Source organism: Pelomonas sp. Root405, assembly GCF_001425165.1.
GTDB lineage: Bacteria > Pseudomonadota > Gammaproteobacteria > Burkholderiales > Burkholderiaceae_C > Pelomonas.
On the sequence record NZ_LMDU01000011.1, the window covers coordinates 85,706 to 102,287 of the forward strand.

12 protein-coding genes are annotated in these 16,582 nt (G+C 69.5%); 9 read left to right on the plus strand and 3 right to left on the minus strand.

Annotation, left to right across the window (positions count from 1 at the left end; genetic code table 11):
* Nucleotides 1-10: 10 nt before the first annotated feature.
* Nucleotides 11-1,090 (minus strand): LacI family DNA-binding transcriptional regulator, encoded by a 1,080-nt coding sequence (locus ASC81_RS09970; RefSeq protein ID WP_056265992.1) that lies wholly within the window; start codon nt 1,088-1,090, stop codon nt 11-13.
* A 58-nt stretch (nt 1,091-1,148) separates the two neighbouring features.
* Entirely contained in the window at nt 1,149-3,269 is a 2,121-nt protein-coding gene (locus ASC81_RS09975; protein ID WP_056265994.1) for an alpha-glucuronidase family glycosyl hydrolase, read from the minus strand.
* Nucleotides 3,270-3,525: 256 nt separating this feature from the next.
* Between ASC81_RS09975 and ASC81_RS09980 the strand changes: the two genes are divergently transcribed.
* The 9 genes from ASC81_RS09980 (at nt 3,526) to ASC81_RS10020 (ending at nt 16,135) form a co-directional block, all read left to right on the plus strand.
* A complete protein-coding gene (locus ASC81_RS09980) occupies nt 3,526-5,046 on the plus strand; it encodes an MFS transporter (RefSeq protein ID WP_056265997.1) in 1,521 nt (506 codons plus the stop codon).
* Nucleotides 5,047-5,048: 2 nt separating this feature from the next.
* Nucleotides 5,049-6,248: an ROK family transcriptional regulator gene (locus tag ASC81_RS09985; RefSeq protein WP_056266000.1), complete on the plus strand. Its 1,200-nt coding sequence runs from the start codon at nt 5,049-5,051 to the stop codon at nt 6,246-6,248.
* Nucleotides 6,249-6,265: 17 nt separating this feature from the next.
* The gene (locus ASC81_RS09990; protein WP_056266002.1) at nt 6,266-7,912 is read left to right on the plus strand and encodes a glycoside hydrolase family 43 protein; all 1,647 of its coding nucleotides are present in this window, start codon (nt 6,266-6,268) and stop codon (nt 7,910-7,912) included.
* 41 nt (nt 7,913-7,953) lie between these two features.
* Nucleotides 7,954-9,510: an MFS transporter gene (locus ASC81_RS09995; protein ID WP_056266005.1), complete on the plus strand. Its 1,557-nt coding sequence runs from the start codon at nt 7,954-7,956 to the stop codon at nt 9,508-9,510.
* Between the two features lie 42 nt (nt 9,511-9,552).
* Nucleotides 9,553-10,869: a xylose isomerase gene (xylA, locus tag ASC81_RS10000; RefSeq protein ID WP_056266006.1), complete on the plus strand. Its 1,317-nt coding sequence runs from the start codon at nt 9,553-9,555 to the stop codon at nt 10,867-10,869.
* Nucleotides 10,870-10,980: 111 nt separating this feature from the next.
* Entirely contained in the window at nt 10,981-12,453 is a 1,473-nt protein-coding gene (xylB, locus tag ASC81_RS10005; RefSeq protein ID WP_056266009.1) for a xylulokinase, read from the plus strand.
* A complete protein-coding gene (gene tal, locus ASC81_RS10010; protein WP_056266011.1) occupies nt 12,450-13,400 on the plus strand; it encodes a transaldolase in 951 nt (316 codons plus the stop codon). The genes xylB and tal overlap by 4 nt, the downstream gene beginning before the upstream one ends.
* Complete coding sequence (locus ASC81_RS10015; RefSeq protein ID WP_056266014.1) at nt 13,397-15,346, plus strand: sialate O-acetylesterase; 1,950 nt, start codon at nt 13,397-13,399, stop codon at nt 15,344-15,346. The genes tal and ASC81_RS10015 overlap by 4 nt, the downstream gene beginning before the upstream one ends.
* A gap of 138 nt (nt 15,347-15,484) precedes the next feature.
* Nucleotides 15,485-16,135 carry a PEP-CTERM sorting domain-containing protein gene (locus ASC81_RS10020; RefSeq protein ID WP_056266017.1) on the plus strand — a complete coding sequence of 217 codons (651 nt, stop codon included), beginning with the start codon at nt 15,485-15,487 and terminating at the stop codon, nt 16,133-16,135.
* On the opposite strand, the gene ASC81_RS10025 is transcribed toward ASC81_RS10020, so the two are convergent.
* On the minus strand, nt 16,129-16,452 hold the full coding sequence (locus ASC81_RS10025; RefSeq protein WP_056267461.1) for a hypothetical protein: 324 nt from the start codon (nt 16,450-16,452) through the stop codon (nt 16,129-16,131). The two genes, ASC81_RS10020 and ASC81_RS10025, sit on opposite strands and share 7 nt — an antisense overlap.
* Nucleotides 16,453-16,582: the final 130 nt, after the last annotated feature.

Below are 16,582 nucleotides of genomic sequence, written 5' to 3' on the forward strand. Positions count from 1 at the left end.
GAGTCGGGCGTCATGCCTTGCGCAGAGGGGGACGCAGGCGCGGTGCGGCGTCGGACTGGCGGCGCACCAGCTCGAAGGCCATCAGCTCATGCTCGCAGGGCAGCGGCTCGCCGCTGCGGCGCGCGCGGATGTGGCGCACCAGCAGGTCGACGGCGGCGCCGGCCATTTCCATGATGGGCTGGCGCACCGTGGTCAGCTCGGGCCAGATGGTGGTGGCCAGTGGCGCATCGTCGAAACCGACGACGGTCAGGTCACTGGGCACGTCCAGGCCCATGCGGTGGGCGATGGCAACGGTGGCCGCGGCCATGTCGTCGTTGCTGGCGAAGATGGCCGTCGGCCGCTGCTCCTGCGACAGCAGGAACTCGGCCGCATCCAGGCCCGAGCGGTAGGTGAACATGCCCTGGGCGACGACCTCTTCCTCGGCGATGTTCAACCCCGCGTCGGTCATCGCGGCATGAAAGCCCGCCAGCCGGCGCGAGCTGCTGCTCTGGTAAGGGTCGCCGATGATGAAGCCCAGCCGGTGGTGGCCCAGGTTCAGCAGGTGCCGCGTCATCTCGTAGGCGGCCTGGTAGTCGTCGATGCCGACGGCGCAGACATCGGCGGGCGGCTGGCCCGCGGAGACGACGACGGCCGGCGTGTCGGTCTCGGCCACCAGCTTCAGCAGCGGCTGAGAGTCGCAGAAGGGCGGCGGCAGGATCAGGCCGTCGATGCCGTTGGCGATCATCTCGGAGACTGGCTTTTCCTCGCCGTCACGCGCCGCTTCGCAGCGCTGCACGACCAGCTGCACATGGCGCAGCGTGGCCTTGTTGAGCAGGCCGATGAGGAACTCGTTGAGGTAGCCGGCCGTCGGGTCGATGTAGAGCATGCCGATGCGGATGGGCTCCGACCCGGCCAGATGACGCGCTGCCTGGTTGGGCAGGTAGTTCAGCTCGGCGACGGCGGCCTGCACCTTCTCGCGCGTGCCGGGGCGCACGTTCTGCTCGCCATTGATGACCCGCGACACCGTCATCGGCGACACCCCTGCGAGCTGGGCGACATCGGCGATGGTGGCGACCTTGGGACTGCGCCCGGAGCGAGCGGTTGGCTTCAAAGGGGTCCTTCGAACGAGGGTGGGGTTGTTTGCGCAATCATATTTGGGCTCTGCAGTCTCAGCCGCCGCGGCCGGGCGCAAAGTTGAATTGCAGCGCTTTGTACTCCTCGAGCGAGCGCTCCGGCGGCCGCGTGCCGGCCGGCAATGGCAGACCCGAGACCGACTGGAAGTAGGCGATGCAGGCATCGCGCCACCAACGCGCTTCGGCCTCCTGCACGGCCAGGTAGGCGGCGACTTCGGCATGCCGCTTCGGGTCGATGTCGGCCTGCAGCGCAGCCCAGCGCTGGCGCAGGTCACCCACCGTTGTCACGCCGCGGTCGTACCGCGACACCAGCTCGGCCCACAGCGTGCGGCCCGAAGCCATGCGGTGTTCCCAGGGCAGACGGTGGAACCACAGCAGAAGGTTCTCGGGCGTCGTCGCCGGGTTGGCAAAGCGCTGCGCCAGCTCGGGCGCGTACTGGGCCACCGCATTGCTGCCGCGCGGCGAGCGGTCGAAGCCGATGCCGTCACGCGCAGCGCGGTGGAAATAGACCGGGTTCCAGTCGGCGCGCTCCAGGTTGTCCACCCAGGGCGCGGGGCCGTGGTGGTGGCCGGTGCCCATCAGGTGGTGCAGGCCGAGCGGCGTCATGTAGTCGACCACCGCCTCGCGCGAGGCCAGCATCATGGCCACGATGGCGTCGACGGCGTGCGGCCTCGTCGTGAAGGTCTGCTGCACCCACTCGCGCGCCACGGCGCCCGCGGCGAGATCCTGGTCCCAGGCCAGGCGCCCGAAGGCATACCAATTCGCCTGGTCGAAGTGCGAGCCGCTCCAGTTGCGGTCCGTGCCGATGTTGGCCACGCCGGCCATCGCGGTCACCTGGGCGGCCACCGTCGCGCCCTGTGGCTTGACGCGGGTGTCGGCCTTCAGCACCTCCTCGAACAGTGGCCCCATGTAGACGAGGTGCGTCGAGAAGCCGAGGTATTCCTTGGTGATCTGCAGTTCCAGCGCCAGCGGCGTGGCGGGCATGGCGCCGAACAACGGATGGAAAGGCTCGCGCGGCTGGAAGTCGATGGCGCCGTTCTTGACCTGCACGATGACGTTGGGCGCGAACTTGCCGTCCAGCGGTTTGAACTCGGCATAGCCCTGGGCCGCGCGGTCGCTCGCGTCGGGCGAGTAGACAAAGGCGCGCCACAGCACCACGCCGCCGTGCGGCGCCAAGGCCTCGGCCAGCATGTTGGCGCCGTCCGCGTGGTTGCGGCCGTAGTCCTGCGGGCCCGGCTGGCCTTCGGAGTTGGCCTTGACGAGAAAGCCGCCGAAGTCGGGAATCGCCTTGTAGATCTCGGCCGCCTTGGCCTTCCACCAGGCGCGCACGGCCGGGTCCAGCGGGTCGGAGGTCTTCAGGCCGCCCAGTTCCGCCGGCGACGAAAAGCGCGCCGACAGATAGACGCGGATGCCATGCGGCCTGAACACGTCAGCCAGCGCGGCCGCCTTGGCCAGGAAGGGCGCGGTCAGCGAGTCGGCCTTGGCGTTGACGTTGTTCAGCACCGTGCCATTGATGCCCAGCGACGCGTTCGCGCGGGCGTAGTCGACATAGCGCGCATCGCGGATGTCGGGCAGCTTCCACCAGTCCCAGATCGACGCACCCGCGTAGCCGCGCTCCACCGTGCGATCCAGGTTGTCCCAGTGGTTGAGCAGGCGCAGGCTCAAGCGGGGCGCGGCGCGCACATCCAGCTTGGCGAGGTTGGCACCAGTCTGCGCTGCCCGCAGCCAGGCATGGCTGCCATAAAGCAGGCCGAGGTCGGTGTTCGCCGCGATCAGCGTCACCGGCCGGCCCTGCAGCTTGACGCTGCGCAGCAGATAGCCCTCACGGCCCAGCTCGACCCAGGGCAGGGTCAGGCCGGCCGGTGCGTTGGCCGGTGTCGCCAACACCAAGGCGCCGTTCGCGGGCTTGCTTGCCGATGGCAGCGGGCGGCCGCCCAAGCCAGCCACGCCGCGCTTGAGTTCGGCAACGGCGACCTGCAGCGTCGGCGACGCCGGCTGCGCATGCACGACGCTGCGGGGCAGCGCGGCCTGGCTGGCGGCGGGCAGCGTCCGGTAGCGCAGCCAGAGTTCGTAGCCGTCTTCCACCGTCGCGCTCCAGGCGGGGTGCAGCACCGCGGCCAGCAGCGCGCCGGCGAGGGCTTGGGCCCATGTCTTCATTCGGTCTCCTGAGATGGGTCCCACGGGGTGTCGCCACCCCGGACTCGCGGGAATGTTAGAGATTTCTCGCTTGCGCAAAGCAAAATGGTAGCGCTACATTTGAGCCCATAGCAAGCTTTTCCCAAGCCTTTCCCAAGAGGCGCCGCCGAGCGCCACGTCCCGGAGACCGCACATTGAACGCTGACCACGCCGCCCCGGCTCCCGCGACAACCGCCCGCGCCATTGCGCTCATGGCGGCTTCGCTCAGGGTGGCGTGATGCCGACTTCCATCGCCATGCCGGTGGGCCGGCAGCGCTGGGTCATCTGCGCCCTGCTCTTCGTCGCGACGACCATCAACTACATCGACCGCAATGCGCTGTCGGTCCTGAAGACCAGCCTGCAGCTGCCCCTCGAAGCGGGCGGCCTGGCGCTGACCGATGCCGACTACGGCTGGATCACCTTCGCCTTCACGGCCGCGTATGCCGCCTTCCCGCCGCTGATCGGCATCGCCATCGACCGCTTCGGCGTCAAGCGCAGCCTGGCCGTGGCCTTGTTGATGTGGTCAGCGGCGGCGGCGGCGCACGGGCTGGTGGCCTCGGTGCTGGGCCTGATCGTCGTGCGCTTCCTGCTCGGCATGGCCGAAGCCGCCCACTTCCCGGCGGCCATCAAGGCCGTGGCGACGTGGTTCCCGCAGCAGGAGCGCGCGCTGGCCACAGGCATCTTCAATTCCGGCACGGCGCTGGGCATCATTGCCTCGCCCATCACCGTGTGGCTGGCGCTGAGCTTCGGCTGGCAGTTCGCCTTCGTCGCCATCGGCGCCGCCGGCCTGGTGTGGCTGATCTTCTGGCAGCGCGGCTACCACGCCCCCGAACGCCACCCGCACGTGTCCGGCGCTGAGCTGGCCCACATCCAGACGGGCCAGGCGCCGCAGGAGCAAGCCATCAAGCTCCCTTGGACGGCCCTGCTGCGCTTCCGCGCGATCTGGCCTTTCCTCATTGGCAAGCTGCTGACCGACCCGGTCTGGTGGTTCTTCCTGTTCTGGCTGCCGTCCTACCTGGAGCGCGAGCGCGGCCAGAACCCGCTCAAGAGCGCCGGCCTGGTCGCGCTGATCTACCTGGGCTCCAGCGTCGGCTCCATCTTCGGCGGCTGGCTGTCCAGCACGCTGCTCAAGCGCGGCTGGCCGGTCGGCCGCGCGCGCATGACGGCCATGGGGCTGGCTGCGGCCTGCATGCCGGGCGCCATCCTGGCCTACTACAGCGACAGCTTTGCGCTCTGCGTCGGCCTGATCACGCTGGCCACCGCCTGCCACCAGGCCTGGTCGGCCAACTTGCTGACATCCGCCACCGACCTGTTCCCGACCAAGGTCTCCGGCGCCGTCATCGGCCTGGGCGCCACGGCGGGCGGCATCGGCGGCATGTTCATCGCGCTGCTGGCCGCGCTGGCCGTGCAGTGGACGGGCACGCAGCAATGGGTGTTCGTGTTCGCCGGGCTGATGCACCTGACCAGCCTGGGCCTGTTCTGGCTGTGGTTCCGTGGCCGCTTCGAGCGCGTGGACGTGGATGCCGGCATGGACATGCGCCTGGCCCATCGGCCGCTGCTGATCGCCGGCGGCCTGCTGACGACGGCAGGCGCGCTTCTGGCCTGGGTCATCGCGGCCAACTGGGAAGCCTGCGTCGCCGCGGCCAAGTTCTCGGGCGCGGCGCAAGCGCTGACGGCCGCCATCGGCGTGGGCTTGATCGGCCTGGCCCTGCTGCACGCCGGCCGACCCCGCGCCGACGCCGTACGACAGGCGGCTTGACCATGCAGTTCACCGCCGACCAGCATCTGCTCAAGGACCTCAACCGCATGGCCATCGTGCGGCAGCTGAGTGCCGCGCCCGGGCAGTCGCGCGCGGCGCTGGCCGAGTCGCTGCAGTTGACGAAATCCACCGTCAGCGCGCTCGTGAAGGAGCTGATTCACGAAGGTTGGCTGCTGGAGCGCGAGGTGGTCGCCACCGGCGAGCTGGGCCGCCGGCCCACGCCGCTGTTCGTGCACCCGGGGCGGCTGGCGCTGCTGGGCGCCGAGCTGGGCGTGGACGGCGTGCAGGTCGTTGCCACCTCGTTGACCGGCGATGTGCTGGCGCGCGCGCGCTCGCCGCTGGACGCCAGCCGCGACCCCCACCTGGCCCTGGTGCGCGCAGCCAAGCTGCTGCAGCAGATGCATGCGCGCCTGGACACGCCGGCCCAGCAGGTCATCGGCATCGGCATCGGCCTGCCCGGCGGCGTGGATGAGCAAAGCGGCCATCTGCACTTCGCCCACAACCTCGGCTGGCGTGACCTGCCGGTCGGCCAGCTGCTGGCCGAGCATCTGCGCGGCACGCCGCTGCAAGGCCTGCCGCTGTTCGTGCAGAACGATGCCGACGCGGCAGCGCTGGGCGAGCTGGAGTTCGGCACCGACAGCCGGTCCGACCCGCTGATCTACCTCAGCCTCGGCCTGGGTGTCGGCGCCGGCCTCGTTGTCGAGGACCGGCTGCTGACCGGCGCCCGTGGCCTGGCCGGCGAGGTCGGCCACATGACGCTGGAGATCGACGGCCCGCGCTGCAGCTGCGGCCGCCGCGGCTGTGCCGAAGCCATGATCGGCTTTCGGGCCATGCTGGGCACCGCCGATGAAGCTGGCGGCCTGGCCGAGGTGCAGCGCCGGCTCCGCGCCAAGCAGGCCGACAGCGTCGAGGCCGTCGCCAGCGCGGGCCGGCATCTCGGCATGCTGCTCGGCAACCTGTGCGCCGCCTACGACCCCGCGCGCATCGTGCTCGGCGGCGCTGCGGTCGAAATCGGCGCCCCCTTTCTCGAACACGCCTTCCGCACGCTGGAAAGCAACGCCGCCGCCGCGGGCCTGGCGCCGCCACTGGTCACCCTGTCGCGCTTCGGCACTGATGCGGTGGCCGTGGGTGCCGCCGCGCTGGCGCGCTACCGACTCACCCGCCCCTTGATCGCCGCCAGCCGCCTGGCCGCGGCTGCCTGATTCCTGACCCGCCATCCATGATCACCAATCCCATCCTGCCGGGCTTCCACGCCGACCCTTCGATCTGCCGCGTTGGCGACGACTACTACATCGCCACCTCCACCTTCGAGTGGTGGCCGGGCGTGCGCATCCACCATTCGCGCGATCTGAAGCACTGGCGCCACCACAGCTACGCCTGCACGCGCAAGAGCCAGCTCGACCTGACCGGTCACCCCGACTCGGCCGGCGTCTGGGCACCCTGCCTGAGCTACTCGGGTGGCCAGTTCTGGCTGATCTACACCGATGTGCGCTCGACCATCGGCGCCTTCAAGGACACGCACAACTACCTGATCACCGCGCCCAGCATCGACGGGCCGTGGAGCGAACCCATCTACCTGAACAGCTCGGGCTTCGACCCCAGCCTGTTCCACGACACGGATGAGAACGGCAGCGTCCGTCACTGGCTGCTCAACCAGCAGTGGACGCATGTGCCAGGCAAGAACCACTTCAACGGCATCCTGCTGCAGGAATACGACCACGAAGCCAGGCGCCTGGTCGGCCCGGTGAAGAACATCTATGCCGGCACCCAGCTCGGCGTCGTCGAGGGCCCGCACCTCTACCGCCGCAACGGCTGGTACTACCTGCTGACGGCCGAGGGCGGCACTTTCTACGAACACGCCGTGACACTGGCCCGCTCTCGCAGCATCGACGGACCGTACGAGACCCTGCCCGGCAACCCGCTGCTGACCGCCTGGCAGCAACCCACCGACGGCCTGCAGCGCAGCGGCCATGCCAGCCTGGTGCAGACGCAGCACGGCGATTGGTACCTGGCCCACCTGTGTGGCCGGCCGCTGGAGTGGAGCGGCCCGAATGCCGACAAGCAGAACGGCGTCTACGAGAACCTGCACTGCCCGCTGGGCCGCGAGACCGGCATCCAGCGCATCCACTGGCGTGACGACGACTGGCCCGAGATCGAAGGCGGCGGCAATGCGCCGCGGCTGCAGGTGGCCGAGCCGGGCCTGCCAGAGCATGTGTTCCCGGCCGAAGCCGCGCGCGACGACTTCGACGGCACGACGCTCAACCCCCACCTGAATTCGCTGCGCGTACCTTTCGACGAGCGCTGGATCTCGCTGACCGAGCGCCCCGGCTTCCTGCGCCTGAAGGGCCGCGAGTCGCTGATGAGCCTGTTCGACCAGAGCCTGGTCGCACGCCGCCAGCAGCACTTCAACTGCCGCGTCGAGACGCGCCTGGAGTTCGCGCCCGAGCTGTTCCAGCAGATGGCCGGCCTCGTTGCTTACTACAACACCAGCAACCACGCCTACCTGCACGTCAGCCGTCATATCGACTCAGGCCAGCGCGTGCTGCGCCTGACCGTCAATCGCGACGCAGCGCTGAGCGAGCCGGCCGCCGCCGTCGAGCTGGCCGACGGCCCGGTGGACCTGGCCGTCGAGTTCAGCCACGCCACCTACCAGTTCCACTACGCGCAAGATGGCAAGGCCTGGACCGCGTTCGGCCCGGCGCTGGATGCGGCCATGCTCAGCGACGAGTTCGCGACGCAATTCGTCAACGGCTTCGCGCGCAGCTTCGGCTTCACCGGCAACTTCATCGGCATCGCCTGCCAGGATCTGTCGGGTCAGCGGCTCGTGGCGGACTTCGATCACTTCAGCTACACAGCGAAACCCTGAGCGGCGCCAGACCGCAATCACAAGAAGCTAACGAGACAAGCATGGCCACCCCTCACCAACCTTTGTCGTTCACGGAGAAGGCCGGTTACAGCTGCGGCGACGCGGCTGCGAACCTGGTCTTCATGTCCATGATCCTGTTCCAGCTGAACTTCTACACGGACGTGTTCGGCCTGTCCGCCAGCACGGCCGCGGCGATCCTGCTGTGGCCGCGGCTGTGGGATGCCGTGTTCGACCCCGTCATGGGCGTGCTGGCCGACCGCACCAACACCCGCTGGGGCAAGTTCCGGCCGTGGGTGTTGTGGACGTCGGTGCCCTGGGCCGTCGTCATGGTGCTGGCCTACACGTCGCCGGACCCGAGCTGGGGCTGGAGCACCGGCATGGTGGTGGCCTACGCCGGCATCACCAACACGCTGCTGATGACGCTGTACTCGATGAACAACATGCCGTACTCCGCGCTGGGTGGGGTCATGACGGCGGACCTCAACGAGCGCACCAAGCTCAACTCCTACCGTTTCGTGTCGGTCAACGTCGCGCAGTTCGCGGTCGGCGGCCTGACGCTGCCGCTGGTGGCCAAGTTCGCGCAAGGCGCCGATCGTGCGCACGGCTGGCAGGTCACGATGACGATCTGGGCCGTGGCTTGCCTGGTGCTGTTCCTGGTCACTTTCTTCTCCACCAAGGAGCGCATCAAGCCCATTGCCGAGACCCACAGCTCGCCCAAGCAGGACTTCAGTGACCTGCTGAAGAACGGCCCGTGGATCGCGCTGGTGGCCTACACCCTCTTCCACTTCGCGATGCTGGCCCTTCGCGGCGGCGCCCACTACAACTACTACCACCACTACGCCGACAAGGCCGCGATGTTCGACTTCCTGGCCGCGGTCGGCCTGACGACGCCCGACCTGCAAAGCACCGGCAGCCTGGCCGACAGCCTCGGCTACATCGTGCACGGCACGCGCGAGCAGCTGGCCAGTTCCAACGTGGCCGATGTGTTCAACAGCATCATCAACATGGCCGGCACGCTGACGACCATCATCGTGATCATGCTGTCCATGGGCCTGTCGGCGCGGTTCGGCAAGCGCACGGTGGCCATCACCTGCTTTGCGCTGTCCACGCTGACCGCCTGCGCCCTCTATCTGCTGCCGCCTTCCGCCGTGTGGGCCATGCTGGGCCTGCAGATCCTCGGCGCCATCGTCTACGCGCCGACCTGCGCCGTCATGTGGGCCATGTATGCCGACGCCGCCGACTACTCCGAATGGCAGACCGGCCGCCGCTTCACCGGCATGGTGTTCGCCACCATCGGCTTCTCGCTGAAGACGGGTCTGGCCATCGGCTCTGCGGCCCTGCTGTGGATCCTGGCCGGCCTGTTCGGCTACGACACGCAGGCGCCCTCGGCGCCCAATGCCATCGAGGGCTACCGCTTCATGTCCAGCATCTTCGTCGGCGCGCTGTTCGCCGCCTGCGCCGTCTGCATGCTCTTCAACAAGCTGAACAAGCAGACCACGCTGCAGATGGCCGACGAGCTTGCCGAGCGCCGCCGCAAGGCCGGCGTCAACCCCGATGACGACGCCGGCGCCGCCACCGCGGTGCCTGCCACCGCCTGACTCCCATCCACACCCAACTGATACCGCTGTAAGGACCCCGCCATGAGCACCGCCTATTCCGACCTCCCCAACGTGGCCTACGAAGGCCCCACCTCCACCAACCCGCTGGCCTACCGCTGGTACGACGCCAAGCGCGTCGTGATGGGCAAGACGCTGGCCGAACACCTGCGCCCGGCCGTCTGCTACTGGCACAACTTCTGCTGGAAGGGCGAGGACGTCTTCGGCCTCGGCGCCACCGCCCACGCACGCAGCTGGTTCTCCGAGACCGACCCGGTCAAGGGCGCCTACGGCAAGCTCGACGCCGCGTTCGACTTCTTCGGCAAGCTCGGCCTGCCGTACTGGTGCTTCCACGACCGCGATGTGGCCCCTGAAGGCGCCAACCTCGCCGAGTCCAACCGCATCCTCGACGGCCTGCTCGAAGCCGCCGCCAAGAAGATGCAGGACCAGAAGATCGGCCTGCTGTGGGGCACGGCCAACCTGTTCTCCAACCCGCGTTTCATGAGCGGTGCGGCCACCAACCCCGACCCCGAGGTCTTCGCCTACGCCGCCGCGCAGGTCAAGCACGCGCTGGAGTGGACGAACCGCCTGGACGGCCAGAACTACGTGCTGTGGGGCGGCCGTGAAGGCTACGAGACGCTGCTGAACACCGACCTCAAGCGCGAGCTGGCCCAGTACGGCCGCTTCCTCTCCGCCGTCGTCGAGCACAAGCACAAGATCGGCTTCAAGGGCACCATCCTCATCGAGCCCAAGCCGCAGGAACCCACCAAGCACCAGTACGACTACGACAGCGCCACGGTCCACGGCTTCCTGAAGACCTATGGCCTGGAGAACGAGGTCAAGGTCAACCTCGAGGTCAACCACGCCACGCTGGCCGGCCACAGCTTCGAGCATGAAGTCGCTACCGCCTGCGCCCTGGGCATCTTCGGCTCCATCGACGCCAACCGCGGCGACGAGCAGCTGGGCTGGGACACCGACCAGTTCCCCAACAACCACGCAGCCCTGGTGCCGGCCATGCTGGAGATCATCCGCGCCGGCGGCTTCACGACCGGCGGCACCAACTTCGACGCCAAGGTGCGCCGCCAATCCATCGACCCGACCGACCAGCTGGAAGGCCACATCGGCGGCATGGACACGATGGCCCGCGCCTTCCTCAGCGCGGCGGCACTGTTCGAGAGCGGCCAGCTGGAGAAGGCCGTCAGCGAGCGTTATGCCGGCTGGAACGGTGAGCTGGGCCAGAAGATCCACGGCGGCGCCAGCCTGGACGACCTGGCCACGCTCGTGCACGCGCAAGGCATCTCGCCGCAGCCGCGTTCCGGTCGCCAGGAGCGCCTGGAAAACGTCGTCAACGCGTTCGTCTGAAACTCAAAGGCAACCACAGAGCCACAGAGGCACAGAGGAAACACAGAGCACCTGCCTCTGTGTCTCTGTGCCTCTGTGGTTGCATTTCTGCATTCGTTTTGGGCCACTGACATGTTCCTCGGCATCGACCTCGGCACGTCCGAGCTGAAGCTGTTGCTCCTCGACGAGCAGCACCACATCGTCGCCACCACCGGTGTTGCGCTCACCGTGCAGCGCCCGCAGCCGCTGTGGAGCGAGCAAGATCCCGCCGCCTGGTGGGCCGCGCTCGATACCGGCATGGCCAAGCTGAAAGCCGAGCACGGCGCCGCACTTGCGCAGGTGCGCGGCATCGGCCTGTCCGGCCAGATGCATGGCGCCGTCACGCTGGATGCCGCCGACCGCGTCTTGCGGCCGGCCATCCTGTGGAACGACGGCCGCAGCGCCGCGCAGTGCGCGGAGATGATGGCCGCCTGCCCCGAGTTGCCGGCCATCACCGGCAACCTGGCAATGCCGGGCTTCACGGCGCCCAAGCTGGCGTGGATGCGCCAGCACGAGCCCGAGCTGTTCGGCCGCGTGGCCAAGGTGCTGCTGCCCAAGGACTGGCTGCGTCTGCAGCTCAGCGGCGAGCACGTCAGCGAGATGAGCGACGCCGCCGGCACGCTGTGGCTGGACGTGGCCCGGCGCCGCTGGTCGCCCGAGGCGCTGGCGCTGACGGGGCTGAACGAGAGCCACATGCCGCGCCTGGTCGAAGGCAGCGAACCGAGTGCCGGTCTCAAGCAAGAGCTTGCCGCGCGCTGGGGCCTGCAAGCCGGCATCCCCATCGCAGGCGGTGGCGGTGACAACGCGGCCAGCGCCGTCGGCATGGGCGTCGTGCTGCCCGGCCAAGGCTTCCTGTCGCTCGGCACCTCGGGCGTGATCTTCCTGTGCAACCCCGCGTTCAGCCCCAACCCCGCCCGCGCCGTGCACGCCTTCTGCCATGCACTGCCGGGCACCTGGCACCAGATGAGCGTCATGCTCAGCGCGGCGAGCGCGCTGCGCTGGGTCACGCAGCTGCTGGGCGAGCCCAGCGAGGCGGCCCTCATCGAGAAGGTCGCCGCACTGACACCGGCCCAGCGCGACCGGGCGCCGATCTTCCTGCCCTACCTCAGCGGTGAACGCACGCCGCACAACGACGCCAATGCCCAGGGCGTGTTCTTCGGCCTCACGCATGAGCACGACGCCGCGGCGCTCGGCTATGCCGTGCTCGAAGGCGTCGGCTTCGGCCTGTTGGACGGCTGGCAGGCCCTGCAAGCGGGTGGCGGCACGGCCGAGTCGCTGTGGCTCGTCGGCGGCGGCGCGCGCAGCGCATGGTGGGCGCGCCTGCTCGCCTCGCTGCTGAACACCCGCCTGCTCGTCGGCGTCGGCGCCGAGGCCGGCGGCGCGCTCGGCGCGGCGCGCCTGGCCTGGCTGGCCTGCGGCGGCAACGTCGACGAGGTCTGCCGCACGCCGGAGACCGCCCGGGTCGCTGAACCCGACGCCCAGCTCGCCGCCGAACTGCAACCCCGCCACGCCCGCTTCCAGCGCCTGTACACGGCCCTGCGCAGCGAGTTCAGCCCGACCCCATGAACAGCCTCGACCAGCTCCGCCAACACAGCACCGTCGTTGCCGACACCGGCGACTTCGACCAGCTCGCGCGCTTCAGCCCGCAGGACGCGACGACCAACCCATCCCTCGTGCTGAAGGCCGTGCAGCAGCCGCGCTACCGGCCGCTGCTGGAGCAGGCCGTCGCGGCCCACCGGGGCGCGCCCGCATCGACCGTGGCCGAGCACCTGCTCGTGGCCTTTGGCGTGGAGATCCTCAAGCTCGTGCCCGGCCGGGTGTCGACCGAGATCGATCCGCGCCTGTCGCATGACACGGCCGTGTCGGTTGCCACCGCCCGGCGCCTCATCGCGCTGTATGCCGCCGCCGGCGTGCCGCGGGCGCGCGTGCTGATCAAGCTGGCGTCCACCTGGCAGGGCATCCAGGCCGCGCGCGAACTGGAGGCGCAGGGCATCCACACCAACCTGACGCTGCTGTTCTGCCTGGCCCAGGCACGCGCCTGCGCCGACGCGGGCGTGCAGCTGATCTCGCCTTTTGTCGGCCGCATCTACGACTGGTTCAAGAAGACCGCCGGCGGCAGCTGGGACGAAGCCGCGATGGCCGGGCCCAACGACCCCGGCGTGCGCTCGGTGGAGGAAATCTACCGCCACTACAAGCGCCACGGCATCCGCACCGAGGTGATGGCCGCCAGCTTCCGCAACAGCGGCCAGATCGTGGCCCTGGCCGGCTGCGACCTGATGACCATCAGCCCGGCGCTTCTCGGCGAGCTGGCCCAGGCGACCACGCCGGTTACCTGCCGGCTGACGCCGCCCGCTGGCGAGGTGACGCCGCCACCACCGCCGCTGACGCAGGCGGCCTTCGAGGCCGCGCTGGCCGCCGACGCGATGGCGCGCGACAAGCTCGCCGAGGGCATCGCGCAATTCATCGCCGACACCGAGACACTCGAACAGCTCATCCACGCCTCCCAAGCATGAAGACCCTGCTCCCCTTGTTGTTGGGCCTGCTGGCCGCTACCGCCCAGGCCGAGGTGCGTCTGGCGACCGTGTTTGGCGAGCACATGGTGCTGCAGCGCGAGCAACCCATCCGCCTGTGGGGCAGCGCCACCCCGGGCCAGACGCTGGCCGTGCAACTTGCCGGCCAGAAGGCCAAGGCCAAGGTCGGCGCCGACGGCCGCTGGGCTGTGACGCTGCCGGCGCTGAAGGCCGGCGGCCCGCATGAGCTGACGGTCGACGGGGACCAGCGCATCGCGCTGAAGGACGTGCTGATTGGCGACGTCTGGCTGCTTGGCGGGCAGTCCAACATGGAATGGCCGCTGTCGCAGACCGACACCGGCGCGCAGGAGGTCGCGTCGCCGCAAAACGCGCAACTGCGTCATCTGCGCGTGCCGCTGCGCGCGAGCTTCCAGCCCGAGGTCGACATCGCGCCCGCGCCCTGGGTCGTCGCCGAGGCCGGCACCGTGGCCGACTTCAGCGCCATCGGCTATCACTTCGCGCGCCAGATGCAGGCCGTGCAGGGCGTGCCGATCGGCCTGGTCAACACCGCCTGGGGCGGCTCGCACCTGGAGACCTGGATGCGCCGCGAGCTGGCCGAGCGCGACCCCGCCCTGGCCGCCGCGCTGAAGGCGCTGCCCGCCAGCGCCGAGGACTTCGTGCGCCAGCGCCGCGAGCTGGTCGAAGGCCGCGTCAAGGCCTGGCAGCCCGGCCTGGCCTGGGAGGGGGTGGACACGCGTGGCTGGAGCGCCGCAGCCGACATCGACTCCGACTGGCCCACGCTGACGACGCCCGGCACCTGGGAAGGCCAGGGCCTGGCGGACGTGGACGGCGTCGTCTGGCTGCGCCGCAAGGTCGAACTGAGCGCGGCCCAGGCTGCCGGAGGCGCCCAGCTGCACCTGGCGAAGGTCGACGATTGCGACGAGGTCTGGCTCAACGGCCAGAAGCTCGGCGGCCAATGCGCCTACGATCAACCGCGCCGTTATGACGTGCCCGCCAACCTGCTGCGCGCTGGCGCCAACTGGATCGCCGTGCGCGTGACCGACACCGGCGGCGGTGGCGGCTTCCACGGCGATGCGGCCGCGATGCGGCTGGACACCTCGGCCGGCACGGTCAGCCTCGCCGGCCCCTGGCGCGCCCGCGTCGAGCAGGCCCGCGTGGCCAACAGCCCCACGGCCAATGACGCTCCCACGCTGGCACACAACGGCCTGATCGCACCGCTGAACGGGCTGCGCTTGCGCGGCGTGCTTTGGTACCAGGGCGAGAGCAACACGGGCCGCGCGGCCGCCTATGCAGGCGACTTCCAGAAGCTGATCACCGATTGGCGCGCCCAGTTCGGCCAGCCCAAGCTGCCCTTCTTCTTCGTGCAGCTGGCGTCTTACCTGCCGCTGCAGCAAAACCGCCCGGGCCACGGCGGCTGGGCAGAACTGCGCGACGCTCAGGGCCAGGCGCTGAAGCTGCCGCACACCGGCATGGCGGTGGCCATCGACGTGGGCGACGCCGCTGACATCCACCCGCGCAACAAGCGCGCGCTGGGTGATCGGCTGTCGCAACTGGCGCTGCACGACCTGGGCCTGCGCGCCCAGCCGGCCACCGGCCCGCAGTTGCTGAAGGCCGAGGTGCGCGGCGACCAGATGTGGCTGCGCTTCAAGCACACGGCCGGTGGTCTGCGCACGACCAAAGCCGCCGAGGCGCTGCGCGGCTTTGCGCTCGCTGGCGCCGACCGCCGCTTCGTGCCGGCCACGGCGCGCATCGAAGGCGATGCCGTCGTGCTGAGCAGCCCGGCGGTCAAGGCACCGCAGGCGGCCCGCTATGCATGGGTCGACAACCCGAGCGAGTCCAACCTCGTCGGGAACGACGGCCTGCCCGCCGCACCGCTGCGCAGCGACGACTGGCCAATGGAGACGGCCGGCAAGCGGTATCCGAACTAGGGGGCGGTCAACGCCACGACCGTAGGCATCAACCCCCCCGCAGATCGGTGGACGACGGCCACCTGGGGATGGACTCGGTCCGCGCCCTCTCCTAGCGTGCACGCCAGTTTGACCCAGCACCCACACCAGGAGACCGCCATGCGTTCCATTCCCAGCATCCGTGCAGCGGCGCTGCTCAGCACGGTGGCAGTTTGCGTCTCGGCGCACGCCGACATCAGCAGCAGCTTCGCCGCCGGCCTTGAGGGTTGGACAGGCCAGGGCGGTACGGTCACGCACATCGCCGGCGGCTACCTGAGGCAGCAGGACACCCAGGCCACGTGGATGAGCGTCACGGCCCCGGCAGGCTACCTTGGCGACCTGTCCGCCTACCTCGGTGGCACGGTGTCGTTCGATGCGATCAACCTCAACGGCGTTGCGGCCGACCTGATCTCCGGGCCGGTGTTCGGCACCGTCACCATCAGCGGCGCTGGCGGCAGCGCGTCGCGGGTCTTGACTGGCGCTGGCACGGGCCAGCCGGCGCCCGGCGCGGGCTGGACGCACTTTGAGGCGCCGCTGGATGCTGCCGACTGGAACGGCAATCTCGCGGGCGCGCTGGCCGGCGTGACGTCGCTGACGGTGACGCTGGAGTCCAACAACGACATCGTCGAGATCAACGGCTTCGACAACTTCAGCCTCATCGCCGTGGTGCCCGAACCCTCGACCTGGGCGCTCAGCGGCGCTGGCCTGGCGCTGCTGGGTGCATTGGCGCGGCGCCGCGCGTCACGGGCGTCAACGCCGGCCATTCAGTGATGCGTGCGAGCGCGGGCGGCCGCGTTGCGCTTGCGCGTCTCGGCGCCCTTCTTCGCCGATGCCGAACGCTCTGCCGCCGTGCGGCTGGCCGCGGCCTTGCCGCCGAGGTGGCCGCCCTTGCGCGACGGCTCATGGTTCTCGGCCTTGCCGCGCCCCGCGCCTGACTTCTTGCCGCCGCCGGTCTCCTTGTTGACGGTGGCCCAGGCGCGGGCTTCGGCTTCTTTCTCGGGCACGCCGCGCTCTTCATAGCCGGCTTCGATGTGCGCCGCCTGGCGCTTCTGCTTGTCGGTGTACGACGACTTGTCACCTCGTGGCATGGTGGTCTCCACAAGTTGGAAAGCCTCAACCATGCGACGGACGGTTTTGCAGCGCTGTAGGACTAGGCGCTGCTTACCTGCTGTTCGCGTGCCAGCGCCACGCCGCGCACGACGCGCGTGCTGGCGCCAG